General features: G+C 62.9%; 21 protein-coding genes and 4 pseudogenes. 10 read left to right on the top strand and 15 right to left on the bottom strand.

The window, feature by feature from the left end; translation table 11 throughout:
* Positions 1–63: 63 nt before the first annotated feature.
* The 4 genes and pseudogenes from PDMSB3_RS32975 to PDMSB3_RS32985 all read right to left on the bottom strand — a co-directional run.
* A pseudogene (locus tag PDMSB3_RS32975) lies at positions 64–424 on the bottom strand (dihydroxy-acid dehydratase domain-containing protein); the annotation flags it as partial.
* A gap of 121 nt (positions 425–545) precedes the next feature.
* Positions 546–653, bottom strand: a pseudogene (locus PDMSB3_RS38495) (spermidine/putrescine ABC transporter ATP-binding protein); the annotation flags it as partial.
* A pseudogene (locus PDMSB3_RS32980) lies at positions 651–1,151 on the bottom strand (ABC transporter substrate-binding protein); the annotation flags it as partial. The pseudogenes PDMSB3_RS38495 and PDMSB3_RS32980, both read right to left, overlap by 3 nt.
* A gap of 43 nt (positions 1,152–1,194) precedes the next feature.
* Complete coding sequence (locus PDMSB3_RS32985; RefSeq protein WP_165189132.1) at positions 1,195–2,139, bottom strand: SMP-30/gluconolactonase/LRE family protein; 945 nt, start codon at positions 2,137–2,139, stop codon at positions 1,195–1,197.
* 558 nt (positions 2,140–2,697) lie between these two features.
* Here PDMSB3_RS32985 and PDMSB3_RS32990 point away from each other — a divergent pair.
* Positions 2,698–3,402 (top strand): helix-turn-helix transcriptional regulator, encoded by a 705-nt coding sequence (locus PDMSB3_RS32990; RefSeq protein WP_007178096.1) that lies wholly within the window; start codon positions 2,698–2,700, stop codon positions 3,400–3,402.
* Here the strand turns inward: PDMSB3_RS32990 and PDMSB3_RS32995 are convergent.
* The gene (locus tag PDMSB3_RS32995; protein ID WP_007178097.1) at positions 3,386–3,700 is read right to left on the bottom strand and encodes a helix-turn-helix domain-containing protein; all 315 of its coding nucleotides are present in this window, start codon (positions 3,698–3,700) and stop codon (positions 3,386–3,388) included. The two genes, PDMSB3_RS32990 and PDMSB3_RS32995, sit on opposite strands and share 17 nt — an antisense overlap.
* A gap of 153 nt (positions 3,701–3,853) precedes the next feature.
* On the opposite strand from PDMSB3_RS32995, the gene PDMSB3_RS33000 reads away from it, so the two are divergent.
* Positions 3,854–4,447: an acyl-homoserine-lactone synthase gene (locus tag PDMSB3_RS33000; protein WP_007178098.1), complete on the top strand. Its 594-nt coding sequence runs from the start codon at positions 3,854–3,856 to the stop codon at positions 4,445–4,447.
* A 67-nt stretch (positions 4,448–4,514) separates the two neighbouring features.
* Here PDMSB3_RS33000 and PDMSB3_RS38330 read toward each other — a convergent pair.
* Positions 4,515–4,905, bottom strand: a pseudogene (locus PDMSB3_RS38330) (GntR family transcriptional regulator); the annotation flags it as partial.
* A 280-nt stretch (positions 4,906–5,185) separates the two neighbouring features.
* Between PDMSB3_RS38330 and PDMSB3_RS33010 the strand changes: the two are divergent.
* The 3 genes from PDMSB3_RS33010 to PDMSB3_RS33020 all read left to right on the top strand — a co-directional run bounded on the left by PDMSB3_RS33010 (position 5,186) and on the right by PDMSB3_RS33020 (position 8,153).
* Entirely contained in the window at positions 5,186–5,653 is a 468-nt protein-coding gene (locus PDMSB3_RS33010) for a universal stress protein (protein WP_007178100.1), read from the top strand.
* A 239-nt stretch (positions 5,654–5,892) separates the two neighbouring features.
* The gene (locus tag PDMSB3_RS33015; RefSeq protein WP_232064379.1) at positions 5,893–6,696 is read left to right on the top strand and encodes a helix-turn-helix domain-containing protein; all 804 of its coding nucleotides are present in this window, start codon (positions 5,893–5,895) and stop codon (positions 6,694–6,696) included.
* Positions 6,697–6,818: 122 nt separating this feature from the next.
* Positions 6,819–8,153, top strand: a complete 1,335-nt coding sequence (locus PDMSB3_RS33020) for an SUMF1/EgtB/PvdO family nonheme iron enzyme (RefSeq protein ID WP_007178102.1) — start codon at positions 6,819–6,821, stop codon at positions 8,151–8,153.
* Between the two features lie 50 nt (positions 8,154–8,203).
* On the opposite strand, the gene proX is transcribed toward PDMSB3_RS33020, so the two are convergent.
* The 9 genes from proX to PDMSB3_RS33065 all read right to left on the bottom strand — a co-directional run bounded on the left by proX (position 8,204) and on the right by PDMSB3_RS33065 (position 18,266).
* Entirely contained in the window at positions 8,204–9,229 is a 1,026-nt protein-coding gene (gene proX / locus PDMSB3_RS33025; protein WP_165189135.1) for a glycine betaine/L-proline ABC transporter substrate-binding protein ProX, read from the bottom strand.
* A gap of 130 nt (positions 9,230–9,359) precedes the next feature.
* Entirely contained in the window at positions 9,360–10,304 is a 945-nt protein-coding gene (locus PDMSB3_RS33030) for an ABC transporter permease (RefSeq protein WP_007178104.1), read from the bottom strand.
* Entirely contained in the window at positions 10,297–11,475 is a 1,179-nt protein-coding gene (locus PDMSB3_RS33035) for a quaternary amine ABC transporter ATP-binding protein (protein ID WP_165189138.1), read from the bottom strand. The genes PDMSB3_RS33030 and PDMSB3_RS33035 overlap by 8 nt, the downstream gene beginning before the upstream one ends.
* 5 nt (positions 11,476–11,480) lie before the next feature.
* Positions 11,481–11,840 carry an NIPSNAP family protein gene (locus PDMSB3_RS33040; protein WP_007178106.1) on the bottom strand — a complete coding sequence of 120 codons (360 nt, stop codon included), beginning with the start codon at positions 11,838–11,840 and terminating at the stop codon, positions 11,481–11,483.
* Positions 11,837–12,679 carry an alpha/beta fold hydrolase gene (locus tag PDMSB3_RS33045; RefSeq protein WP_007178107.1) on the bottom strand — a complete coding sequence of 281 codons (843 nt, stop codon included), beginning with the start codon at positions 12,677–12,679 and terminating at the stop codon, positions 11,837–11,839. Before PDMSB3_RS33045 ends, PDMSB3_RS33040 begins: the two co-directional genes overlap by 4 nt.
* Before the next feature lie 3 nt (positions 12,680–12,682).
* Positions 12,683–13,777 carry an LLM class flavin-dependent oxidoreductase gene (locus PDMSB3_RS33050; RefSeq protein ID WP_007178108.1) on the bottom strand — a complete coding sequence of 365 codons (1,095 nt, stop codon included), beginning with the start codon at positions 13,775–13,777 and terminating at the stop codon, positions 12,683–12,685.
* 33 nt (positions 13,778–13,810) lie between these two features.
* Entirely contained in the window at positions 13,811–15,322 is a 1,512-nt protein-coding gene (locus PDMSB3_RS33055) for an aldehyde dehydrogenase (RefSeq protein ID WP_007178109.1), read from the bottom strand.
* A gap of 26 nt (positions 15,323–15,348) precedes the next feature.
* Entirely contained in the window at positions 15,349–16,332 is a 984-nt protein-coding gene (locus tag PDMSB3_RS33060; protein WP_007178110.1) for a flavin reductase family protein, read from the bottom strand.
* A gap of 122 nt (positions 16,333–16,454) precedes the next feature.
* Entirely contained in the window at positions 16,455–18,266 is a 1,812-nt protein-coding gene (locus PDMSB3_RS33065; protein ID WP_165189141.1) for a helix-turn-helix domain-containing protein, read from the bottom strand.
* A 144-nt stretch (positions 18,267–18,410) separates the two neighbouring features.
* Between PDMSB3_RS33065 and PDMSB3_RS33070 the strand changes: the two genes are divergently transcribed.
* The 5 genes from PDMSB3_RS33070 (at position 18,411) to PDMSB3_RS33090 (ending at position 23,544) form a co-directional block, all read left to right on the top strand.
* Positions 18,411–19,001: an amino acid synthesis family protein gene (locus PDMSB3_RS33070; RefSeq protein ID WP_165189144.1), complete on the top strand. Its 591-nt coding sequence runs from the start codon at positions 18,411–18,413 to the stop codon at positions 18,999–19,001.
* 125 nt (positions 19,002–19,126) lie between these two features.
* On the top strand, positions 19,127–20,071 hold the full coding sequence (locus PDMSB3_RS33075) for a 2-hydroxyacid dehydrogenase (protein ID WP_007178113.1): 945 nt from the start codon (positions 19,127–19,129) through the stop codon (positions 20,069–20,071).
* A 130-nt stretch (positions 20,072–20,201) separates the two neighbouring features.
* A complete protein-coding gene (locus PDMSB3_RS33080) occupies positions 20,202–21,353 on the top strand; it encodes a porin (RefSeq protein WP_007178114.1) in 1,152 nt (383 codons plus the stop codon).
* A gap of 451 nt (positions 21,354–21,804) precedes the next feature.
* Positions 21,805–22,236 (top strand): ABC transporter permease family protein, encoded by a 432-nt coding sequence (locus tag PDMSB3_RS33085; RefSeq protein ID WP_035516774.1) that lies wholly within the window; start codon positions 21,805–21,807, stop codon positions 22,234–22,236.
* 276 nt (positions 22,237–22,512) lie between these two features.
* Positions 22,513–23,544 (top strand): acetamidase/formamidase family protein, encoded by a 1,032-nt coding sequence (locus PDMSB3_RS33090; RefSeq protein ID WP_165189147.1) that lies wholly within the window; start codon positions 22,513–22,515, stop codon positions 23,542–23,544.
* Positions 23,545–23,648 lie beyond the last annotated feature (104 nt).

Consider the following 23,648-nt stretch of genomic DNA (forward strand, 5'->3'; position numbering starts at 1 on the left):
TGCGGCGGTTGCATCACGCTCTCGGCAGGCTCCAGTGAATCTCCAGCGCACCCGCGACTCCGGATGCACGAGCAGGTGCGGTTCGGCGGCCCGAGCCTGGTCACGGCACCATCGCGATATGGCCGTGTAGCACCGCGAGGCCGCTATTTGGCAGAAGCGGCTGGTCGTGCCGGCGAATCACCTCGCCGTTGAAAATCTCCGAGCCTTCGAGATTTTCAACGAGCGTGCGGCCGTTGACGGCTTTCTGCGAACGGTCAATCAACTCAGTCCGTTCGGCGAGCAGGGTCCGCAAACCGCCCGCATGGAAAAAGTCCTCCATCAGATCTGCGCCGGTCGGACCAAGGTTCGCCAGCACCGGCGTGTGTCGCGAAATGTCGTCGCAGCGATCGAGTGTCGACTCGATGCCGGCGCGGCGCGCGAGCGATGGCCGAACGAGCGCAGATCGCTCACGCCGTACCAGCGGTGGCTGCGCTATTTCACGCGTTTCCTTCTCTTCCTCAACATCTGCTCCGCGATATCTTTCGCGCCCTTCACTGGACGTGCTCGCGCATTTTCAGCTCGAAGCCGACGTTATCGAGCACGCTCATGGGCGGGAGCTGTGCGGAGCTCTGAAACACCGTGCCGAAGCCGCGCTTCTCCGGCAATTGTATGTCGAACGCCTGCACGCGAAATTCGGCCGGCACGATACCAAGTTCACGCGGGTTGGATGTCCCTGCATGTCACGGTCAGGATCATGTCATGCGTACCCTCGTCGAGCTCTTTCATCACCGCCGCAGTGCCGCCTGGATAGTAAGGAATGCAATCGTTCAGCGGCTTGAGGAAGGCCCACGTCTTGTCCCATTCGTGAATCGGATCCTGCGGATCCTTGTCACCAGGCACATACGGCAAGCCCATCAGGAACGTGCGGCCCGCGCCGGCATTCGCCAGGCGTGCGTAGCTCAGCTTCTCCGGATGTGTCTTGCGCCCTTGCAGTAATTGCGCGGGTGCCTTCGGCGGGTCGTTGACCCTTGGCGGGGGTTGTATTCGAGCAGCGGACTGGCCGGCATATACGCCACTTCGAGACCGTACCCTTGTGCGAGATCCTGCATCTTGCGCGGACCCAGAGCGCATTTGTCGAGCGCACCAGGAAATGCCGCTGCATTCAAGGGCAAACCCGGAGCCGAGCAGGCACTCAGACGACCGCTTGTCAGGCAACTAGCCGCCTCGCACGCCTTGTGTGTTCACATAAAGCGAATAGAGCCCGTGGCTTGCCGCCATAAACAGCCGGTTACGATGCCGCCCGCCGAAGCACACATTCGCGCAGCGTTCAGGCAACGCGATGTGGCCGAGCGGCTCGCCTTCCGCCGTAAAGACGCGTACGCCGTCAAGCTCGTCGGTGCCCATGCCCCAGCCGCACCACAAATTGCCGTGCACGTCGACGCGAAAGCCGTCAGGCGTGCCCGGGCCAGCGTCGATCAGCACCCGGTTGCTGGCCAGCGCGACGCCATTGCCGTTGCCGCCCACATCGAACGCACGAATCTTGCGCGGCTCGCCACGCGATTCGACGATGTACAGAACAGACTCGTCCGGCGAAAACGCCAGGCCGTTGGGTCCCAGCACGTCGTCGGCAACGACGGTAACTTCGCCGCTCTGGCCGTCGACCCGATACACGCATGCCGGCAGCTCGGACTCCTGCCGCTCGCCTTCATAGAAGCCGTCAATACCGAAGGTCGGGTCGCTGAACCAGATCGAACCGTCCGATTTCACGACCACGTCGTTCGGCGAATTGAAGCGCTTGCCGCGATAACGGTCCGCCAGCACGGTGATCGAACCATCGTATTCGGTACGCGTGACGCGCCGCGTCAGATGCTCGCAACTGATGAGGCGCCCCTCGCGGTCGCGTGTATGGCCATTCGCATTGTTCGACGACTGGCGAAACGTCGACACCGTGCCGCCCGGTTCGTCCCACCGCAGCACGCGGTCGTTCGGAATGTCGCTCCACAGCAGATGGCGACCGTCGCCGAACCAGACCGGCCCCTCGGACCAGCGCGCGCCCTGATACAGACATTCGATGGAAGCGGAGGCCAGGATCAGCGGCTTGAAGCGCGGATCGAACATGCGGATTCGGGGGTCGGGATAACGGAGGCAGTTTTCGTTCATGCTGGCGGTTCAAAGTATGGGTTTGCTTGCGCGAATTCTTACTCCAGCGCGAGCAGCACCCGCGCCGCCGGTCGATCTTCGCATGGTGCTCAGGTGGCCTGGAACGCGTGATCGAAGAATCACAAGCTACCCAGTGCCGCTTTTGTATGACAATAGAGTCTGCCGGTAACATTCGTGCCGTAAATTGACGGCACGAGCGGACAATTTCGGCAATTAGTGCAATTGTGACTGATATTTTGGCAAGGACGGGTAATTAGAAAGGTTTCACAAAAATTCTGCCAATCATCGGCATCGAAAAGCGGCGACGAGAAAATTACCGCAGCAGCGACCGGCAAATGTTAATCCGATCGGAAAAGCCAGGCAAAAGAACAATCCATTCATCGCAAAGCCACAGCCGTAGCCGTTTTGTCAGAATCATTTCTGACTTTGCGAAATAATTTTTAGTGATAGATTGTGCAGACAGAAAACCACCGGACGGAATGCCGACCGCAATTAACCGCAACAGGATGTTTGCGAGCCTGAGAGAGTAAAAAATTGCCGCTACATTTTATCGAGCAGATGGCACCGCTGCTGGACGCCGCCGACGAAGCGGAATGGTTCGGCGCAATCGCGGGCCTCGCCGAGACATGGGGTTTCGACAAGCTGTTGATCGCCATGCTGCCGCGCCCGACCATCCGCCTCGAAGACGCATATGTGCGCAGCACGTACTCGCCCATATGGCGCCGTACTTATGACGAGCAGGGACTGGTTCACATCGATCCGACGGTCTCGCACTGCGCGACGCGCGCCACACCGCTAATCTGGTCGCCGGACATTTTCACCACTGCATCCCAGCAATCCATGTATGAGGAAGCGCGCGCCCACGGATTGCGCGCCGGCGTGACATTGCCAATTCATGGGCCGAACCAGGAAGCCGGCATGATGTGCTTCGTCAATGACAGCAATCCCAGTGACGAGTTCTGGCGTCATATCAACGTGGCATTGCCGAATCTGGTGTTACTGCGCGATCTGGTAATCGACACCAGCCAGCGGCATTTGAATACTCACGCTCAGACCTTGCTGCCCAAGTTGACGCCGCGTGAGCGCGAATGCCTGAAATGGACCGCACGCGGCAAATCCACCTGGGAAATCTCTCACATCCTGAACTGTTCGGAAGCCGTGGTGAACTTCCACATGAAGAACATCAGGACGAAATTCGGTGTGAATTCGCGGCGTGCGGCAGCCGTGATTGCAACGCAACTCGGGCTTATTGACCCGGGTTGAGCAAGGCGGCGTCGCGGCTGTAGAGCACTCGCTCGGCGCGGCCCAGATCGGCGTCGGAAACAGTTTTGGTGAAGTACAGGCCAAGCAGAATTGCGACCGGCGCCGGGATTTCGGCACCTGATTCGAAACGGCTCCCACGCGACTGCGTTACGCCGAAGCGAGCCCAGAAGCGGCGCTGGCTCTCTTTTTTCTTTTTGCGGTATGCAATGATCAGAACGCGATCCACTGCCGTGGAGGGCTCCGCCGGGCGGCCCTGGAGGCCGGTTTGCGGTTGCCAATGATTTTCGAGAAGTTCCATTTTCGTGTCCTGTCGGTTGAGGGCAGTGCTTGTCTCGAATTCTGCTTTACCCGATAAGCATGCGCACCTATCCAGGTAGGTAGGTGGCGGAACGATTCAAAATGCATAAGTTTTCTTGCGTATTGGGTACCCCAACACGTTCAGGAGAACGTCATGCAAACAGCAATCCGGATTGGAATGCGTCAGGAATTCGACAACGCGGACATTAACGAGATGTACAGGCTGAGGGCCCGGGTTTTTCACGGGCGGCTCGGATGGGATATTCCGACCATCGCCGGCATGGAGATCGACGGCTACGACGCGCTCGGGCCGCACTACATGCTGATCCAGGCCGACGGTGGGCAAGTGCGCGGCTGTTGGCGCCTGATGCCGACTGAAGGCCCGAACATGCTGAAGGACACTTTCCCGCAATTGCTGCACGGCGCGGCGGCGCCGGTTGGGCGGCACATCTGGGAATTGAGCCGGTTCGCGATCGAGACCGGCGGCGAGGAGCAGTCGTTCGGCTTCGCCGACCTGACGATGCAGGCCATTCACGAACTGGTGACGTTCGCCGACCAGATGGGCATCACGCGTTATGTCACGGTGACCACCACGCCGATCGAGCGGCTGCTACGCAAGACCGGTATCGAGATCAGCCGGCTCGGGTCACCATTGCAGATCGGCGTGGAGCGAGCCGTGGCACTGGATATCGCGGTGAGCCCGAAGACTCGCACCGCGCTGTTCGGACCGATGGCCGCGGCTGCGTAGCCGCCGCCTGGCCGTTTTGTTTCGCCGCCCGCTCGCTGCCGCGAGCGGGCGGTTTCGGCGCCGTGCCGTTCTGCGGTTGCACGAGCCGCTGCCGCCCCACCGTCTTGACCAGCGAAAGATTGCGCGACAAGTTCATGCTGAACAGGACCTGCTCTTCGATAAACGACATGGCCGTGATGAAAAACGGGTTCTTCGACGCGCGCGCCGCCGCGAGGTGGAACATGAAATCGTCCTGCGCGCCGCCGCCTTGGGTTTCGATGATTCGCTCCAGCTGATCCCACGCATGCTGGGTCGCGGCAATGTCCGCGCTTCGCGCACCGTCGGCCGTGAGGTCGCGAAACGTTCGGCCGGCGCATGCCCGGTCGGCAGGCGCTTACCTTGTACTCGCCTTCGACAATGCAGTTAAGGATGTCGCCGTAGATTTTGTCGGGCAAGCCCGTCGTTTTGCGCTCATTCATCAGCGCGGCTGGAGTTGCTTGTCTGGGCAGGCTCCTTGCAAGGCAAATCCGGCACTGGTCTGATGACACATATGCGTGCCGAATTGGAGCAAAGCCGCTCATGCTTGCTCCCCAGCGCTTATCGGGCAAGATGCTCTGCCGCGAAATTTGACAGGAACTTGATTTACATCCAAGTTGGGCAAATGTTGTTCAGCGACCATTTGCGCTTGCATTGCCAATAAAGTGTGCCCGGCCATTCGAAACGGCTGCGGCATCCAGTTTCTTCAGACGCGGAGTCGAAATGTACACACGCATTCTTGTAGCGGTCGACGGCAGCAATACCTCGCGCCGTGCATTCGAAGCGGCGCTTGCGCTCGCCAAATCCAACGGCGCGGTCCTGCAGCCGTTCTATGTCGTCGAGAACACGCCGCTTTATTTCGAAGCGCCCGGCTACGACCCATCGGTATTGCGTAACCGCCTCGTCGAAGAAGGCAAGGAACTCGGCGCTGAATTCGCCAAGGCCATGCTCGACCAGGGCGTGAAGGGCGAACTCGCGATAGGCGAGGCATCGTCGCTCGACGACGTTTCAGCGGTAGTGCTCAAGGCCGCCGCCGATTTCAAAGCCGACTTGCTGGTCATGGGCACGCACGGACGGCGTGGTGTACAGCGTCTGATCCTCGGCAGTGTCGCCGAGCGCTGCGTGCGGCAGGCGAGCTTGCCCGTGCTCCTCGTACCATCCGCCGCAGCGAAGACCGGCGAAGCGGACTGAACGCGCCGGCGCACCGTGCGCGCCGCGTGTTCGCTGCCCGTGCGCCGGATCTGTAAAGCGCGACATTCTGCAAAAAACGTGAGCAGGCATGGCCTGCCCACCATGAATAGCAGTTCACCCGGAATCACCGCCAGCGATATCGATCAAGATACCTAACTGCTCGACGCGTCATTTTGTCGCTAAGCGCGCGGTGTGGCCGGTGGGACAATCCCTCATTACCTGACCATTGGCTGCAGAACATGCTCACTCCTACTGCTGTTACGCGCACCGACGGAACTCCCGAATCCGCCACATCCGCTGCAAATGCATTGCCGGCACGCGGCGGCCGCCGTACGGCGGCGTCACGGGCAAGCACGCGCACCGCTGCCCGCTGTTCGAGTTGCGCCATGCGGCAGCTGTGCATGCCTCACGGCCTCTCGCCGGACGAACTGGGCAAGCTCGAAACGCTCATTTGCTCCGCGCGCTCCGTGCCGCGCGGCGAAGCGCTATATCGCAGCGGCGACCGCTTCGACAATATTTACGCGGTGCGTTCCGGTTCGATGAAAACCGTCATGGCGCACCGTGGCGGCCGCGAGCAGGTCACGGGTCTGCGGCTCGCCGGCGAAGCGCTCGGCCTGGACGGCATCAGCAATGACCTGCACGCCTGCAGCGCCGTCGCTCTCGAAGACAGCACCGTGTGCATCGTGCCCTACACCGCGCTCAAGTCGCTGTGCCGCGAAATCAGTTCGATGCAGGAGCGCATGCATAAACTGCTGGGCGAGCAGATCGTCCGGGAGGCCGCGCAGATGATGGTGCTCGGCTCGCTCTCGGCGGACGAACGAGTCGCGGCATTCCTGCTCGATGTGTCGGAACGCAATGCACAACGGGGGTATTCATCGGCGGAATTCAATCTGCGCATGACACGCGAAGACATGGGCAGCTACCTCGGCATGACGCTCGAGACCGTGAGCCGCACCCTGTCAAGATTTCAAAAGCGCGGCCTGATCGACACACAGGGCAAGCACATCCGGATCGTCGATCTGGAAGGCCTGCGGCAAGTCTAGGTCGCCCGCGGGAGCGCCGCCGGCGCCGCCCGCCCATCGTTTTTAACGCGTTTTCGTCTTGGCACGGCTCCTGCGAGCGGGTACAGTCTTTAGTCCCGTCCCCCGCAAGGAGACCCGGCGAAATGAATCGCGATCCCTCCCCGCATCACCCGCTCGTCCAGCGCCTGATCGAAGCGCGTCAAGTGACCGACGCGCTGTTTTCCATCGTCAAACCCGAGTTTCTGTATGAACGGCCGATCCGCGAGCGCCACCGGATCGTGTTTTACATCGGTCACCTGGAAGCTTTCGATCGTAATCTTTTCGATCAGCGCATGTGCGACCTGCCAGCGTTCGATCCGGCTCTCGATCGGCTTTTTGCGTTCGGTATCGACCCTGTCGACGGCGGTTTTCCGACCGACAAGCCCGGCGACTGGCCGTCGCTCGACACCGTTCGCAGCTATGCGTTGCGCGCCCGCGAGCAGATCGACCGCGAGCTCGATGCGCTGACACAGGCCGCGCAACTCGGCCGCGACGGCGCACAAGCCGAGGCCTCCGGGCAATTGCTGAACGTCGCAATCGAGCATCGGTTAATGCATGCCGAGACGCTGGCGTACATGCTCCATCAGTTGCCTCTCGCGGAAAAAGTCGCCGAACTGCGCGAGCCCGTCGTGACGCGTACCGGACAACGCGACATGTTGTCGTCGATGGTCAGCGTGCCGGCCGGCACGACTATACTCGGCATGTCGCGCGACGGCGGCAGCTTCGGTTGGGACAACGAGTTCGGCGAGATACAGGTGGACGTGCCCGCCTTCGAGATGGATCGCTATATGGTGACGAACGGCGCGTTTCGCGAGTTTATCGAGGCAGGCGGCTATCGCGAGCCGAAGTGGTGGTCGGAGAAGGATTGGGCCTGGAAGGAAGCCGAGCATATCGAGCATCCCGCCTGCTGGTCGCGGCGCGGCGCAAGCAGCGAAAACGGCGAAGGCAGTGCATGGATGCTGCGCACCATGTTCGACGAAGTCCCGCTGCCGCTCGACTGGCCCGCCTACGTGAGTCACGCCGAAGCCAGCGCCTACGCGCGCTGGGCTGGCAAAGCGTTACCCACCGAGGCGCAATGGCAACGTGCGGCACACGGCACACCGCACGCTGCGTCGGGTAATTTCGATTTTCGGAGCTGGAACCCGCAACCGGTGGACGCGTATCCGGAGAACGTCAGCGCATTCGGGGTGGAAGGTCAATTCGGCAATGGCTGGGAGTGGACTTCGACGGTGTTCGACGCGCTGCCCGGCTTCGAGGCCTTTGAATTCTATCCCGGCTATTCCGCCAACTTTTTCGACGGCCAGCATTATGTGATCAAAGGCGGCTCGGCGCGCACCGCGCAGTGCATGTTGCGGCCGGCTTTCCGAAACTGGTTTCAGCCGCATTATCAGTACGTGTACGCGGGGTTTCGGTGCGTGAGGAATCCGACTGTTCAGTGAGACCCGCTCACGCCCGAATGGCACCCATCAGCGCGACACGAATCCTGCAGTCACTTTACCTGACTCGCAACCGAGACCCACTGGTCGAACTGCGCCTTGTTCTGCGTCATCCAGTCGGTCGCGAGCTTCGTGACGAGTGCCTGCGAACCGCCGTTCCTGCTGATTGCGTATTCCCACGACGACCACGTGGATGAAGGAAACTTCATCTGCTCGATCAACGAGCGGACCGCCGGATTCGCCGCGATGAACGCGCGATTCGCGACCGCACCCCAGTTCCACGACGCCATCGCCATCCGGCATGGATCGGCGTTGCCCGCGCAGCCCTGCACGCCGTTGACCAGCGACGAACCGGTGTTCGGCACGTTCGGCGGCAGCGCGGCCTCCGGCGTGGGCAGCCAGACAACGTCCTTGCCCGGCACCAGCGCGTTGACCGTCCACGATGGACTCCAGGCATAGAAAAACGCCGGCTTGCCCTGCTTGACGCGCGCGATCGTATCGACCATCAATGCTTCGTATTTGCCGCGTACCGAGTGAACGGTATTCTGCAAACCGAAGTGCTCCAATTGATAGTCCACGACGTCGCCGCAGCTCCAGCCCGGATCGCAACTGATCAATTGCGCCTTGCCGTCGGAGCCGAAGAGCACGGCCAGCTTCGGATCTTTCAACTGCGCGAGGTTCGTGATCTTGTAGGCATCGGCGGTCTTCTTGTCGATCAGATAGCCGTTGATGCCACCACCGATGATCATCCCGCTGCCGACAACCTGCGCGTCTTTCTGAACGGCCCGGAACGCGAGTTCGCGTTGCGGAAAGTTCACGTCTGTCGCGAGATCCTCGTCACCCTGCGCCGCCGCCTGGAAGAACAGTGTTGTGTTCATCGTCGTCAGTTTCACGCCGTAGCCGAGATTCTTCATTGCCTGCATCACGATCTGCGTCGCGACGTAATTGCCTCCGAAGCTATCGCCTTGCGCGTAGTTGACCGTCTTCCCTTTGCCGGGCATGCTCTGCGCGAATGCGGGCACGCCCGTCGCCATCATCACCGCCAGCGCTACCGCGCCGCATGCTGCTAACGTCTTCATCAAGCCACTCCTGCGTTCAGATACGATTGTCGATATGCTGGATTGGCCCGGCGTCATCTGCCGGTGCCGGTTACTGCGGATACTCTGCAAGGGGCACGGCCGCCGGCACACGGCGGGCGCGATCGAGCGGCTACAGCGCTTCCTTCGGGCTGCGCTCTTCAGGTAGCGCGCCCGCCGTATCGCCGCGGCCGCCGCGAATCAGCCGGGCCATTGCGTCGCGCAGCGCGCCGCCACCCGGCTGCGAGCGCGCGAGCTTTTGCGTGACGCGGTCTAGCATCATCGCGAGGAGCACGATCGCGATGCCGCCGATCGCGGCCTGGCCCACATCCAGACGGCCGAGCCCTTGCAACACCACGAGCCCGAGCCCTTCGGCGCCGATCATCGAGATCACGACCGACATCACCATCGCGGTGAGCACCGTCTGGTTCAGGCCGCCGAGAATGGTCGGTACCGCAAGCGGCAACTGCACTTCCCACAGCAACTGGCGGCGGTCCGCCCCGAACGCGAGGCCGGCTTCGACCAGTTCGTGATCGACCATCCGGATACCGAGATTCGTAAAGCGGATGAGCGGCGGCATGGCTGCGATGACCACGGCGACCTCTCCTGGCACCGTGCCGACACCGAACAGCATCACGACTGGTACGAGATAAACGAAGGTAGGCGTGGTCTGCATGATGTCGAGGATCGGCTGCACGATGCGCCACACGCGTTCGCTACGTGCGCACGCCACGCCGACCGGGATGCCGATCACGGCGCAGAACACGATTGCCGTGACGATTAGCGCGATTGTCGTGATGGCGTCGGACCACACGCCCAGCACGGCGATAACGACAAGCCCGATCAGCGTGAATGCGGCGATTGCCTTGCCGGCGACGCGCCAGACAACCAATGCGCAGACGAGCACGAAGATCGGGAACGGCACCGCATGCAGTGCGTCGATGTTTGCTTCGAGCAGCTTCTGGATCGGCCACTTGATGACGAGGAAGATCGGGCGCAGATTTAGTGCGATCCACTGGATTGCGGTCTGGATCCACTGCGCGACCGGAAGCACCGCAAGGTCGTCGGCTTTAAACATGTTTGACTCCGTTGGCGCCGCCTGCGCCGATGTGTGCGAGGACACGCCCCGCTTCCAGCCGGCCGACGAGCCGGCCTGATTCGTCGAGTATGCCTACGGCGCGTGCATTGCCGAAGTGCGCGGCAACGTCTATCAGGCGCGTATTGGCCGGAACGCAGGCGAACATGGAGTCGAGCGACGGCAGCGCGGCACCGCCGCGCAGCGCATCGAGCTGCTGGTCGCTCACTGTTCCGATCACGCGCGAATCGGCATCGATCACGAATGCCGGCCCGGGTTCGTCGCAGCCAAGGACGGTCCAGCCGTCGCGTTGCACGATCGGCACGAGCGACGTCATTGAAGAACCGGCGCTGAAGAGGCGCGCGCGGTCGACGTCGCGCGTGAACGCGGCGACGTAATCGCTGCCCGGCTCCATGACGATCGATTGCGGCGTGCCCTCGCGAACCAGCTTGCCCTCCGACATGATCGCGATGCGCGTGCCGAGTTTCAGCGCCTCCTGAAAGTCATGCGTGATGAACAGAATCGTCTTGTTCAGCGTACGCTGCAGCCGCAGTAGCTCGTCCTGCATTTCCGAGCGGATCAGCGGATCGAGCGCACTGAACGCCTCGTCCATGATCAGGATATCGGCGTCCGTCGCGAGCGCGCGGGCGAGCCCCACGCGCTGGCGCATCCCGCCGCTCAGTTCGTGTGGCATCTTGCCTGCCCAGTGCGCAAGGCCGACCACGTCCAGCATGTGCTCGGCCCGCTTGCGCCGCGCTGCGGCCGCCATGCCGCGCAACTTCAGGCCGAACTCGACGTTCTCGATGACACGCCGGTTCGGCAGCAACGCGAAATGCTGGAACACCATTGAAATACGGTTGCGCCGCACGTCGCGCAGCGCGGACTCGTCGAGCGTGCAGATATCCGTGTCGTCGAGCAGGATGCGGCCCGCGCTGGGCTCGTTCAGACGGTTCACGCAGCGCGCGAGCGTCGATTTGCCTGAGCCGGACAGCCCCATGATCATGTACATCGCGCCGGCAGGCACCGACAGCGATACGTCGTCGAGGCCGACAGCCTGACCCGTGTCGCGCAAGACGTCGGCCTTGGTCGCGCCGTTGCGGAGCATCTCGAGCGCGCGTTCGGGGCGCTCGGAGAAAACCTTGTACAGGTGCTCGATTTTCAGGCGTTCGGTCATGAGATTCACTCCCTCGGTAGATCGGACCGCCCGGCCCGATCGGACAACACATGTTGCAACGGCGAAAACGCGGTCGGCACCAGAATACGGTTCTCCGCCTGCTCGATCAGTTCCGAGAGCCGCGGAATGAATTCCTGCCAGCGCGGATCCGCAGCGAGCTGCTGACGGCGCACCCGGCGATCCTCGAGATCGGCATAGCCCCACCAGTGCACGACCTGGCTCAGCGCGCCGATTTCCGTTGTGAAGTAACCGAGCAGATTACCGAGAACAGGCTGCTGGAGCGGTAGCCCTTCGTCCTGCACGAGTTTCAGGTAGCGGCTCATGCAGCCGTTGCGAATCCGGTAGATGCGCTCCTCGACGATCATCGCGCGGCCTCCTCGGGTTCGAGCAAAAATTCACGCATCAGCGCGGCGACGGTATCGGGCGCTTCGTTCAGGATCGAGTGCCGCAGGTTCGGCAGGATCGCGAGCCGCGAGTCCGGAATGCACTCGTGCATGTAGCGCGCCATTCGCGGGTTCGAGCCCTGGTCGTCCTCGCCCGTCGCGATCAGCGTCGGTGCCGCGATCTGGTCGATCAGGCCGCCGAAATCGGTGTGCGCGAACAGGCGATAGGCGGCCGCATAGCAGTCCGGATCGTTCTGCGCGTTGCGGCGGCGCAGCTCGGCGACGAAAGCCGGGTGCTTCGCCTGAAAATCCTCGGTCAGCCAGCGCGATAGCGACGCGTCGTAGTGCGAACCCCGCTCTCCCGCCTCGAGCGCCGCGAGCCGGGCGAGCACACGCGCGCGTTCGTCGGCGCTTCGCCCGGCGACTGTCGATAGCAGCACCAGGCGCCGCAGCCGTTGCGGATGGCTGAGTGCGAGCCGCTGCGCGATCAGGCCACCGAGCGAGAAGCCCGCGAGATCGAACCGCCCGAAACCGGCTTGATCGGCGAGCGCCAGCACGTCGCGGACGAAGTCGTCGATCGCATAGCGGCCTTGGACCCGCGATGACCGGCCGTGGCCGCGCAGGTCGAAGGTTAGCACGCGAAAATCAGCGCCGAGCGCGTTGATCGTCTGCTGCCATGCTTCGAGATACGAACCGACGCCGTGGATGCAGACGAGTTCGCGCGGCCCGTCGCCTTGCAGCCGGTAATTCAGCACGACATCGCCGAGCGTCAGCGTACCTTCGACGGCCGAAGGCGGTGCATCCGGGAGAGCGTCGAGCATGGCCTAGACTCCCGCAGCCGCTGCGTTCAGCGCCGTGTCTGAGGCGCGTTCGCCATCGCGGTCGGCGAAATGAGGCATGACTTCGTCGGCGAAGAGGCGCAGCGTTTTCATCTGCAGTTCGAACGGCAAGTTGAAAGACAAGCCGAGACAGAACTGATCGACGCCTTCGTCCTCATAGATCTGAAGCTTGCGGATCACTTCGTCGGGCGTGCCGAACATCAGGTTCTCACGAAGTGCCTTCGGATCGTAGTTCGCCCGGTTGGTTACTGTCTCGTACGGCACGGCTTCGGGGAAGCCGTTGTGCACGGTGCCGATGTTCTGCATCAGGTTCTCGAAATAGCGGCCGTGGTCGACGCTGTGACGCACTGCGGTCTGCCAGTCTTCCGGGCGGTCGTACACGCAGGTGCGGCGTAACATCATGAAGCGCGGGCGCGGCTGCTCCGGGTGATCGGCGAGCGCCTTGCGGAATTTTTCACCGAGCACGGAGACTTCGGACGGCGGCGCGGAAAGCGGTGTGGACAGAATATTGGCGCCGATCCCGACCGCCCAGTCGAAGCTGGCAGGATCGCGAGTGGCGACCCAGATCGGCGGATGCGGCTGCTGCAGCGGTTTAGGCACCGAAGTCGCGAGCGGGAATTTCCAGTAATGACCTTCGTGCGCGTAGTCGCCTTGCCAGAGTTTCCGGACAGCGGGAACCAGCTCCTTCATATACGCGACGCCTTCCTGCTGCGGCATGCCACCCGCCATCCGGTCGAATTCGTACTGGTACGCGCCGCGCGCGATGCCGAATTCGAGGCGGCCATTCGTCAGGTGATCGCACATCGCGGCCTCTCCGGCGAGCCGGATAGGAGACCAGTACGGCGCGACGATAGTCGCCGTGCCGAGCCGGATACGTTCGGTGTGCTGGGCGAGCCACGTGAGAACCGTGAACGGATTCGGTGAGATGGTGCATTCGATCGTGTGATGCTCGGCGGTCCACAGCGTCTCGAAGCCGCCCGCGTCGGCAACGCGCGCAAGCATGAGCAGCTTGTCCCGCACATTGCTCATTGAATCGTCCGGAGAGAAGCGCTCCATGTTGAGTGATACGGCGAATTTCATAAATGCCTCGTGTCGAATGGGGAATCGTCGCGTTTAACGCAAGCGAATGACGAATGGGTCATGCATCGCGCCCGAGTAGTCGAGCACCACGTTCTTGAGCCGGGAGAACTCGCGCATCACCTCGAAGCCGCCGCGCCGGCCATAGCCGCTGTGTTTGAGGCCGCCGTTGGAAGACATGTAGGCCGCCGAGCGATAAGTATTGATCCAGACGGTGCCGGCGTCGATATCGCGCGCAAAACGCATTGCGCGATCGATGTCGCGTGTCCAGATGCCGGATGCGAGGCCGTATTCGGTGTCGTTCGCGAGCTGCATCAGTTCCTGTTCGTTCGAGAACGGCACGACGCCGACCACCGGGCCGAAGATCTCTTCGCGCATGAAGCGCATCTGGTTGGTCGCCCGGGTCATCACCGTCGGTTCGAAATACCAGCCGTTGCCGAGCGCCGAATCCGCCGGAGCGCGCCCGCCCGCTGCGATCGTCGCGCCTTCCTCGACGCCCGAGGCGACATAGCGCTGAACCTTGTCGAGTTGCGAGGCGAGTGCGAGCGGGCCAATGTCGGTGTCGTCGTGCATCGGATGGCCGACGCGCACGCGCCTCGTGCGCTCGACAAGCGCCTCGACGAATTCGTCATAGATGGATGCCTCGACGAAGCAGCGCGAACCGGCCACGCAGGTCTGGCCGGCCGCGGCGAAGACGCCCGACACGACGCCGTTCACCGTGCGTTCGATCTCCACGTCGCCGAAGATCACATGCGGAGACTTGCCGCCCAGTTCCATCTGGCAGGGCACGAGATTCTGCGCGGCGTTGCCGGCGATCTTGCGGCCCGTAACCGTGCTGCCGGTGAACACGTATTTAGCGACGCCGGGATGGCGCGTCAGCGCGTCGCCAGTCGTCGCGCCGTCGCCCGTCACGACGTTGAACACGCCGGGGGGAATGCCGGCCTCGATCGCGAGTTCGGCGAGTGCGAGGGTCGACGCGGTTGCATGTTCGGACGGCTTCGCGACGATCGTGTTGCCGATCGCGAGACACGGTGCGAGCGTGCCTGTCAGCATCATCAGCGGCGAATTCCACGGAATGATCATGCCGACCACGCCGATCGGCTCGCGCAGGTTGAAGTTCAGCGTATCGAGCTTGTTGACGGGAATCGTGTCACCCTGCATCTTGTCGGCCATGCCCGCGAAATACAGATAGGAATCGGGAATGGCGCGCATCTGTACGCGCATTTCCTTCAGCAGCTTGCCGTTGTCGCGGCATTCGATCATCGCGAGTTCGTCGGCGTGGGCGAGCACCAGCTCACCGAGCTTGCGCACGAGCTTGCCGCGCTCGGTCTGGGTCATTCGCCGCCATGCCGGGTTCTTCAGCGCGGTCTGCGCGGAGCGGACGGCGGCATCCACGTCCGCTGCATCTGACTGGGCGAATTCGTACCAAGGTTGCGCGGTGGTCGGGTCGAAGCTCGGCGCGTATTGGCGGCTGTGCGGCTCGACGAATTGGCCGTCGATGAAATTGCCGGTTCGCGAGCCTTGCAGCGTTGCAACTGTCGTTTTCATGGTTTCCTCTGGAGTTCTGTCGAGATTCACGACTGCACGTGCTGGGCCCAGGGCTGCGCCGCGCCTACCGTCGCAACGCGGCCGCCGTCGGGAGAGCCCATGTAGATCGAGTAACTGCCGCCGCCCGCCGTCTCGCGGACAAAGCGGCGCAACATCGCGCGCATTTCGACCGACTCGATCCTGTCGTATGGAAGACTGTCCGGCGAGAAAAAGCGGAAACCGGGCGGCAAGGTGAGCTCGCCGCGCGCTTCGGCGAGACGCGCGCGGTAGATCAGATAGCCGGAGTCGTGGCCGTCGACATCGAACACCGAATACAGGAACGTCTCGTCGGACACGAGCGAGAGCTCGCCGCCGCCCGCCACGGGCAAACGGCCGTTAACGGGCCGGCGCGGCGCCGTGGGCAGCACCCAGCCGCCCTTCCCGTCGGCAACCAGCAGCACATCGCCCTGCGCCTCGATCAGATAGCCGACGATCATGTCGGTCGACGAGAGCCAGCCTGGGGGCAGCGGATCCTTGACCTGCGCATAGCGCCCGCGGCAAAAGCCGAGCGGCGCGGACGGGCTGGTGCCGAACGCCTGAACGCGCCCGATGAGGATCATGTGATCGCCCGCCTCGACGCGATCATGCATCGAGCAATCGAACCATGTCAGGCAGTCGGTCAGCACGGGTGCGCCGGTGTGGACTACGTCGTGATTGACCGCCGCGAACTTGTCGGTCGCCTTGGAGGCGAACAGATTCGATACATCGGTCTGCGCGTCGCTCAGCAGGTTCACCGCGAACTTGCCGGCGCCGGCGAAAGTGGGATAACTGGATGCGCCCTTGCCCACGCAGACGAGGAGGAGCGGCGGGTCCAGCGACACCGACGCGAACGAGTTGGCCGTCATGCCGCGCGGGTGGCCTTCGGCATCGACCGTCGTGATGACGGTCACGCCTGTGACGAAAGTACCGAAAGCGCGACGCAGCGCGATCGGATCGATGGTGGTTCGGTTATCCGGTACTGCCGCTTGCATGGCCATTCACCTCGAACATCGTTGTGTTGAGTTGAATGTATGTGGCGGAAATTGTGGTGGCTTCCATCGGATCGTAGGAGGGAGCGCCGCGCTTCATCTTCTTTTCACCGGACGCGCAACGGCTAAAGCGCGTTGTGCGCTGCGGCGCCGACGGAGTGCCCGGCATCAAGCAGATTGTGAAGCTGAAGAGCAAGTTCGACCGCGAAGCGCCGTTCCGGCGTCTCGACGTCGATCCCGAAAAGATCGGAGATCCGCGCCAACCGGTAACGCAGCGTGGTGACATGAAGGCCCATCGCGTCCGCGCATGCCTGGCTGCGGCAACCGTGGCGGATATAGGTCGCAAGCGTCTCGATATACGATGCGCGATGCTGCGCATCGTATTCGACGATGTGGCCGATCGTGCCGCTGATAAACGCGCGCACGTCCGACGAATCGGCGGCGCCGATCAGCATCGGCAACGGTCCGAGGTCAGGCACGCTCAGCGCGCCGCTCTTGCCGAACGCCCGCGCTACGCGAATCATCCGCCAGCAGCGGTCCCATTCGTTTGCAAGGGCTTCGAGTCCCACGAACAGATCGCCCGCGACGAGCGTTGGTTCGCCGCCGAGCAAGGTCGTCAGTGCGGCGCACAATTGGCGGGCGAACGCCGTAACGGTTGCGGCCGTGCGGGTCGGTACGTCGGGCAGCAGGCACACGAGGCCGCTGCCAACGGTGATCGGATGAATGAGCAGCTTGTGCTGGGCGGCGAGCATGCTCGCCGCGCGGTGGCATTCCGCGGACCGGTCGAAGGCCCGGTCGTCGCGGCGCGAGTAGTCGATGACGAGCAGCCGGGTGGGCGCGGCGAGCGAGAGGCCGAGCCGGCGCGCACGCTCGATCACGTCCCGCTCGTCGCGCCAGCGGCGCTCGACGATCTCGAGAAACAATTCGGTCAGCGTACGTGTTTCCGACCGGAAGCGGATCACGCTGCGCATCAACTGCACGCTCATCGCAAACTTGGCGTTCTCGATCGCTATCGTGTGCAGGTCGCCCGGCTCGCGCTCATCGAAACTCAGGAGTGCGCCGACGGTGTCGCCGTCGACCGACAACGGTTCGACGTCAGCATGCAGCGGCAGGCCGGACGGCAGGTCGAAGCGCACGCGCCGAAGCGCGTGCCGCTCGATCGCACCCAGCGCTGTAGAACGGATCTGCCGGCCCGCTTCGCCGTCGAGTAACGTGCGCCACGCCGCGCTGTCGAGCGTGGCGCGGGGCGAGCGCGATGCGAGCAGTTCACCCCCGCAGAAATCGATCACGAGTACGGGCGAATCGAGCAGATCGGCCAGCATCTCGGTCAGCGTGCTCATGGATCCGCCCGCGAGCACTTCCTGCAACATTGCGCCCTGCACGTCGACTACGCGGCGTAGATGTTCGGCGGCCGCCTGCTGCGCGCGTTGCCGGTACGCCCGCTCGATTGCGATTGCGCCCAGATGCACGACGAGCTCCATGAATGCGAGATGTTCCGCCGGCACGTCCACGATTTTGCGCGCCGACACGACGAGCACCATTGGCCGCCCCTCGACGTCGCGGCTCGCCATGGGCAGCACGAGCACGGTGCGATAGCCACGCTCGGCCGCTTCGCGGCGATAGCCGAGAAACTCGGTCGTTTCGAGTGCGTTGCGAATGTAGACCGCCTCGTTGCGCTGCAACGCGACGAGGGCGGGACTCGTGGCGAGTTCCCAGCGGTCCGCGAGCGGCTTTTTGAGTAGCGTCGTGTCGCGCCTCGCGATCACGAGCGCGTCGCCGCGCGAGATGTCGACACTCATGATGGAGCCGAGATCCCAGGAGCCGTGGCGACACGCCAGCTCGATCAGGCTGTGCAGCAGCGTATCGACTTCGGCGTCCGTATTGATCCGGCTGGCGACGTCGCGCAGCGACGACATGAGCGACAACGTGTTCGGCATCGACGGTCCCCTCTTGAATGTGACTGACTATACGACTTATCACAGTGTCAAAAAAGTGATGCATCCACCGGAACAGAGGAAGACGCCCAAATTCGCGCTACTTAGCATGCAAGCCATCGTCATGTCATCCGATGGAGAACGCAGATGGACACGGAAGTACGCAAGATTTCGACTTTTGTCGAGGAAATGTATATCGAAGGCGGGAAGCGCGCGGAACAGCCGATCACCACGGTAGTGGTCGCCGCGGTGCTGCGGAATCCATGGGCGGGTCAGGGTTTTTGCGCGGATCTGCGTCCTGAGATCCTGCGACTCGCACCCGTGCTCGGCGCGGAACTGACACGCCGGCTCGTCGCGGTAATGCCCGCGGAGCGGGTCGAGGCTTACGGCAAAGCCGCCGCCGTCGGCGTGAACGGCGAAATCGAGCACGCGTCCGCGCTGATCCACACGCTGCGCTTTGGCAATATGTTCCGCGAGGCGGTGAACGGCACTGCGTTTCTCAGCTTCACGAACACGCGCGTCGGTCCCGGCGCGATGCTTTCGCTGCCGATGATTCACAAATCCGCCACCGGCCAGCGCTCGCACTTCCTGACGGCGACTTTCCAGATCACCGACGCGCCGGGTCCCGATGAGGTGCTGATCGCGATTGGCGCGGCCGACGGCGGCCGTGCGCATCCGCGGATCGGCGACCGCTTCGTCGACATGGCGGAGATGGAAGGCGAAAAGGCAAACGTCTGAGCACTGCGGCGCCCGTCCACGCCGGCCGGGCGCCGCGTTCTCCCTTGGTCGAATCACCTCGCTCTCACGGCGCGCGTTCGCGCACGCCGCCGGGAGCTCCTTTACCCAACGCAAACCCACACGCCATGACTGAGATCATCACGCTGATCACGGGTCTGCCCGACGAGCAGGAAGCCGGCTATCTTGCCGCGCTCGCCGCAGCCATGCCGGCCGAGACGATCGTGGCGCTACGCAAAGCGAGCGCGGACGAGCTTGCACGCAGCACGATTGCAATCGTCGCTCGTCCGGATCCTGCCGCGCTGGCCGTGTTGCCGCGGCTCGCATGGATCCAGAGCCTGTGGGCGGGCGTCGAGCAACTGGTCGCAAGCCTGCCTCCAGACGGGACACCCGTCGTCCGTCTCGTCGACCCGGAACTGTCGCGGACGATGGCCGAAGCAGTGCTTGCATGGACCTACTACCTGCAACGCGACATGCCGGCATACCGGCTACAGCAGCAGGCGCGCGTCTGGACACAACAGATCTACAGGAAGCCTGCGGACACGACAGTCGGCATCGTCGGGCTTGGCACGCTCGGCGGGCGGGCGGCCAACCGCCTGATCGACGCGGGCTTTCGCGTCAGCGGCTGGAGCCGCACGCCGAAGACCCTGGCTGGCGTGTGTGCCCGTCACGGCACGGACGGCCTCGTCCGGATGCTCGGAGAGAGCGACATCGTCGTCTGCCTCGTGCCGCTGACGGCCGACACGCGAAGACTCGTAGATCGCCAGGCGTTCGCCGCAATGAAACGCGGTGCCGCGCTCATCAATTTTTCGCGCGGCCCGGTAGTGGCAGCACAGGATCTCCTGCAGGCGCTGGATGACGGGCAACTGTCCCATGCAGTGCTCGACGTGTTCGACATCGAGCCGTTGCCGGGCGATTCGCCGTTCTGGCAGCATCCGGCCGTGACCGTATTGCCGCATATCTCCGCACCGACCGACATCCATACAGCCGCGTCGGTGATCGCCACGAACGTCGCCACGTATCGCGCGACGGGACGCATCCCGGACAGCATCGACTTCTCGCGCGGTTACTGAACGACACCGCGCACGCTCTCGCTTTATCCTGCGCTCGCCGCGATTCGGCCTTTAAAGATGGCCGATGGAGCCGGTCGCGCCAGCGCATTGCTCACCGGTTTTAACTCACGCCACACGACTAGGGGAAATCATGAGGAAAGCATCGAGATTGGCAGCGGCAGTAGCAGTTCTGGGCGGCACAGCCGCAGCGGCGCATGCGCAAAGCAGCGTGACGCTGTACGGCGTCATCGACGAAGGGCTCAACTTCACGAGTAACGCGCACGATCATGGCACCTTTCAAATGAAAAGCGGCGATACGCTGGGCAGCCGTTGGGGCCTTCAGGGCTCCGAAGACCTCGGCGCCGGCTATCGCGCGATTTTCCGTCTCGAGAACGGTTTTGACGTGAACAACGGCGCGCTCAAGCAGGGCGGCCGCGAGTTCGGGCGGCAGGCTTACGTCGGGCTGCAGTCGGACCGGCTCGGCTCGCTGACGCTCGGCCGCCAGTACGATCCGACGATCGATCTGTGGAGCGGGATGACGGGCGCGGGCGGGGTCAGCGGCGATGTTGCGTCGCATCCGTTCGACAACGACAACGCGGACTTCGACTTCCGTGTGAACAACTCGGTGAAGTACGCGAGCCCGACCATCGGCGGACTGAAGGCCGAGGCGATGTACGGCTTTAGCAACGACACGAACTTCGCGAACAACCGTTTGTACAGTGTGGCCGTGCAATACAGGATGGCCGGCCTCACTGCGGCGGTCGGCTACCTGAAGACCAACGCGGCGGGGTCGGCGAACGGCGCGGTCGCGACTGACGCGGCGTTTTCGGGCGCCTCGGAACAGAACATCGTAGCGGCGGTGTCGTATGCGTTCTCGCGCGCAAAGGTCGGCTTTTCGTATTCACACGTCGATGTCTATGATCCGACCGCCAACGCATATATTGCGTCGACCGCTACGCAACCACCGGGCGGCCGCTGGCAGTCATGGAAGTTCGACAACTTCGAGGTCAACGGTAAGTACTCTTTGACGCCGGCGCTCTGGCTGTTCGGCGCCTATACGTTCACCGACGCACATCTGCATTCAAACATCGGCGAGTTCGAGCCGAAGTGGCACCAGCTCTCGGTGATGCTCAACTACGACCTCAGCAAGCGCACAGCGCTGTATATGCAGGGTGCGTACCAGCACGTCGTTAGCGCGCATACCGGCACGGCGTTCGACTTCGCGACGACCCCCGCATCGGCGGGCGCTTCTTCGGGTGAGAACCAGACGCTCGTGCGACTCGGGATAATCCATCGTTTCTGAGGAATCCTGCCGGTTGTCCGGTATTTCCGTTCGGCGGCGGGTGCAAGCCCGCCTCCGAACGGGGTTCTGAACCTTCGGGCAGCCACGGCCCCGTCATCGGCCGACGATTCGCGGTCACGAATCGGCAACGGCTGGCAGACTTACCTCGACAATCGATAGCCGTGCCGCCAACGCGCGCCCGGCGAGCGCTGTTGCGCATGCGCCGCTACAGGCGTGGCGCTTCCCTATATACCGCAGTAACGCCCGCCGAAACTGCAACGGGGGTCATCTTCTGCCGTTTCCAATCCCTCATCCAAGATCATCTATTCCAGCGACTGCGCGCCTCGTGCCGCAAACTGTGCTTCGATCTCTCCTGGCAACCCATGCCGGTAGTAACGCGAACAGTCGGTCCGCAGACTACGATCGATCGGCAATCAAAATCCCGAAGAATGTTCTGTTTTTCAGCACGGCGGTGTTTTTCGGCAATCCGGCCACGCTGATGCTCGGACAGGACGCCACGCCGCAAGCCATTGCCGATCTGAGCCATCAGATGGGTTTCGATCGACCGGTGGTCGTGCAGTACCTCACCTGGGTCGGTCACGCGTTGACGGGCGACCTGGGGCGCTCCTACACCACGCATCAGACGGTGTCGGAAATGATGATCCGCTCGCTGCCCGTGACAGTCGAACTGGCCGTGCTGTCGATCCTGCTCGCGACCGTCGTTTCAGTGGGGCTGAACAGCCTTACCTGGGGCCAGCGCGCAATGCGAACGCACGGCGTCGCAATACGAGGTATGGGAACAGACATCCGGGGCGAGCGAGCGCGATCCCTTCGAGCGCGAGTGGCAGGCGTACCTGCGCAGACTCGAACCAGTCAGGACTTCGTACCGCGATTGACGCGCTGATCGCGCGATACCGCACAGCGAGTTCTAGTGCCGTCTTACCGGTCGCTGCCGTGCGCCGGTGCAGACCGGCTTGCCCGCACCGGCAAGCTGTTCGCCATGCGGCCGCCCGTCGCTTCACGCCAGATTCACCCCTCAAAGCGCCGTGACGCTGCATCCCCATTCGCCCACGCACAAGCTTTTGTACGCAGTCACCCAAGTGTATCTATTCTGTCGCTCGTACGATCTGTCATCGGTCGCGTTCCACCGATCGCACACTCTTATGGAGCTTAGGAAAGCATGCTGCACGAACTGCCGGCCATCGAGAAAAATGTTCACTGGGGATATTTTGACGCGGCGCTAGCGCCCGCACTGATCGTGGAGAGCGGCGACTTCGTTCGCGCGGAAGCGGTCACGCATCACGCAGGCGACGCCCCCGAGCTCATGATGGATGACAGGGTGCGCGCGCTCTACGACACGATTCCCGAAGCCGATCGCCAACCCGGCGTGCATCTGATGACCGGACCGATCTTCGTGAAAGACGCGAAGCCCGGCGATCTGCTCGAAGTGCGCTATCTGCAAATGATTCCGCGCTTCAACTACGGCTCGAATCTCGCCGCACATTGGGGTCATCTGTTCACAGACTTCGAGAAGGAACGCGTGACGATTTACGAGCTCGATCAGGCATCGAACACGGCTCACGCGCTATATGCGTATGACTATCCCGGCAAATACCTCGTGCCGGGCAAGCGTTCGGAGATCCGCGATTGCTGCCGCGAACTCGCACTCGAAGGCATTCGCGTACCGGTGCGCCCTCATCTGGGCACGGCAGGCCTCGCGCCTGACGTGGCGGGCCGCGTGAGCACCGTGCCGCCGGGCGCGCACGGCGGCAATATCGATAACTGGCGCATCGGCGCGGGTTCCACCATGTACTACCCGGTCGCCGTGGACGGCGGGTTGTTCTCGATCGGCGACCCGCATGTATCGCAAGGCGATGGCGAAATCAGCGGCACCGCGATCGAGGCCTCGCTCAATGTGATGTTCCAGATCGTACTGCGGCGCGACTTTACATTTCCCTCGCCGCTACTGGAAACGCCGGACTACTGGATCGTGCACGGCTTCGACGAAGACCTCGACGTCGCGACCAAAAACGCTTCACGCGACATGTTGCTGCTGCTTACCGGGCAGCAAGGCCTCTCGCGCGACGACGCCTATTCTTTAATGAGCGTCGCCGCGGACTTCTCCGTGACGCAGGTGGTCGACGGCCGCCAAGGCATTCACTGCAAGATTCCCCGCAGCATCTTTCCTCCGAAGAAAAAGCCTCGCGCGTGAGCCGTGCGTGCGCGCTACGGCCGCGCGTAGCCGCCGCGCTATGGGGCTGCGCCACAAATGTGCGGGAATGCACCGTGATAGCGCACCGCCATAGCGCGGCGTGG

Source organism: Paraburkholderia dioscoreae, assembly GCF_902459535.1.
In the GTDB taxonomy this organism is placed as follows: domain Bacteria; phylum Pseudomonadota; class Gammaproteobacteria; order Burkholderiales; family Burkholderiaceae; genus Paraburkholderia; species Paraburkholderia dioscoreae.

What these genes read in the sequence shown, in the direction of transcription:
- PDMSB3_RS33030 (WP_007178104.1), bottom strand. Translation starts at nt 10,304, where the DNA reads ATGTTTAAAGCCGACGACCTTGCGGTGCTTCCGGTCGCGCAGTGGATC.
- PDMSB3_RS32990 (WP_007178096.1), top strand. Translation starts at nt 2,698, where the DNA reads ATGGCACCGCTGCTGGACGCCGCCGACGAAGCGGAATGGTTCGGCGCA.
- PDMSB3_RS33090 (WP_165189147.1), top strand. Translation starts at nt 22,513, where the DNA reads ATGCTGCACGAACTGCCGGCCATCGAGAAAAATGTTCACTGGGGATAT.
- PDMSB3_RS33020 (WP_007178102.1), top strand. Translation starts at nt 6,819, where the DNA reads ATGAATCGCGATCCCTCCCCGCATCACCCGCTCGTCCAGCGCCTGATC.
- PDMSB3_RS33040 (WP_007178106.1), bottom strand. Translation starts at nt 11,840, where the DNA reads ATGATCGTCGAGGAGCGCATCTACCGGATTCGCAACGGCTGCATGAGC.
- PDMSB3_RS33055 (WP_007178109.1), bottom strand. Translation starts at nt 15,322, where the DNA reads ATGAAAACGACAGTTGCAACGCTGCAAGGCTCGCGAACCGGCAATTTC.
- PDMSB3_RS32995 (WP_007178097.1), bottom strand. Translation starts at nt 3,700, where the DNA reads ATGGAACTTCTCGAAAATCATTGGCAACCGCAAACCGGCCTCCAGGGC.
- PDMSB3_RS33010 (WP_007178100.1), top strand. Translation starts at nt 5,186, where the DNA reads ATGTACACACGCATTCTTGTAGCGGTCGACGGCAGCAATACCTCGCGC.
- PDMSB3_RS33000 (WP_007178098.1), top strand. Translation starts at nt 3,854, where the DNA reads ATGCAAACAGCAATCCGGATTGGAATGCGTCAGGAATTCGACAACGCG.
- PDMSB3_RS33065 (WP_165189141.1), bottom strand. Translation starts at nt 18,266, where the DNA reads ATGCCGAACACGTTGTCGCTCATGTCGTCGCTGCGCGACGTCGCCAGC.
- PDMSB3_RS33075 (WP_007178113.1), top strand. Translation starts at nt 19,127, where the DNA reads ATGACTGAGATCATCACGCTGATCACGGGTCTGCCCGACGAGCAGGAA.
- PDMSB3_RS33060 (WP_007178110.1), bottom strand. Translation starts at nt 16,332, where the DNA reads ATGCAAGCGGCAGTACCGGATAACCGAACCACCATCGATCCGATCGCG.
- PDMSB3_RS33035 (WP_165189138.1), bottom strand. Translation starts at nt 11,475, where the DNA reads ATGACCGAACGCCTGAAAATCGAGCACCTGTACAAGGTTTTCTCCGAG.
- PDMSB3_RS33080 (WP_007178114.1), top strand. Translation starts at nt 20,202, where the DNA reads ATGAGGAAAGCATCGAGATTGGCAGCGGCAGTAGCAGTTCTGGGCGGC.
- PDMSB3_RS32985 (WP_165189132.1), bottom strand. Translation starts at nt 2,139, where the DNA reads ATGAACGAAAACTGCCTCCGTTATCCCGACCCCCGAATCCGCATGTTC.
- PDMSB3_RS33050 (WP_007178108.1), bottom strand. Translation starts at nt 13,777, where the DNA reads ATGAAATTCGCCGTATCACTCAACATGGAGCGCTTCTCTCCGGACGAT.
- PDMSB3_RS33045 (WP_007178107.1), bottom strand. Translation starts at nt 12,679, where the DNA reads ATGCTCGACGCTCTCCCGGATGCACCGCCTTCGGCCGTCGAAGGTACG.
- proX (WP_165189135.1), bottom strand. Translation starts at nt 9,229, where the DNA reads ATGAAGACGTTAGCAGCATGCGGCGCGGTAGCGCTGGCGGTGATGATG.
- PDMSB3_RS33015 (WP_232064379.1), top strand. Translation starts at nt 5,893, where the DNA reads ATGCTCACTCCTACTGCTGTTACGCGCACCGACGGAACTCCCGAATCC.
- PDMSB3_RS33070 (WP_165189144.1), top strand. Translation starts at nt 18,411, where the DNA reads ATGGACACGGAAGTACGCAAGATTTCGACTTTTGTCGAGGAAATGTAT.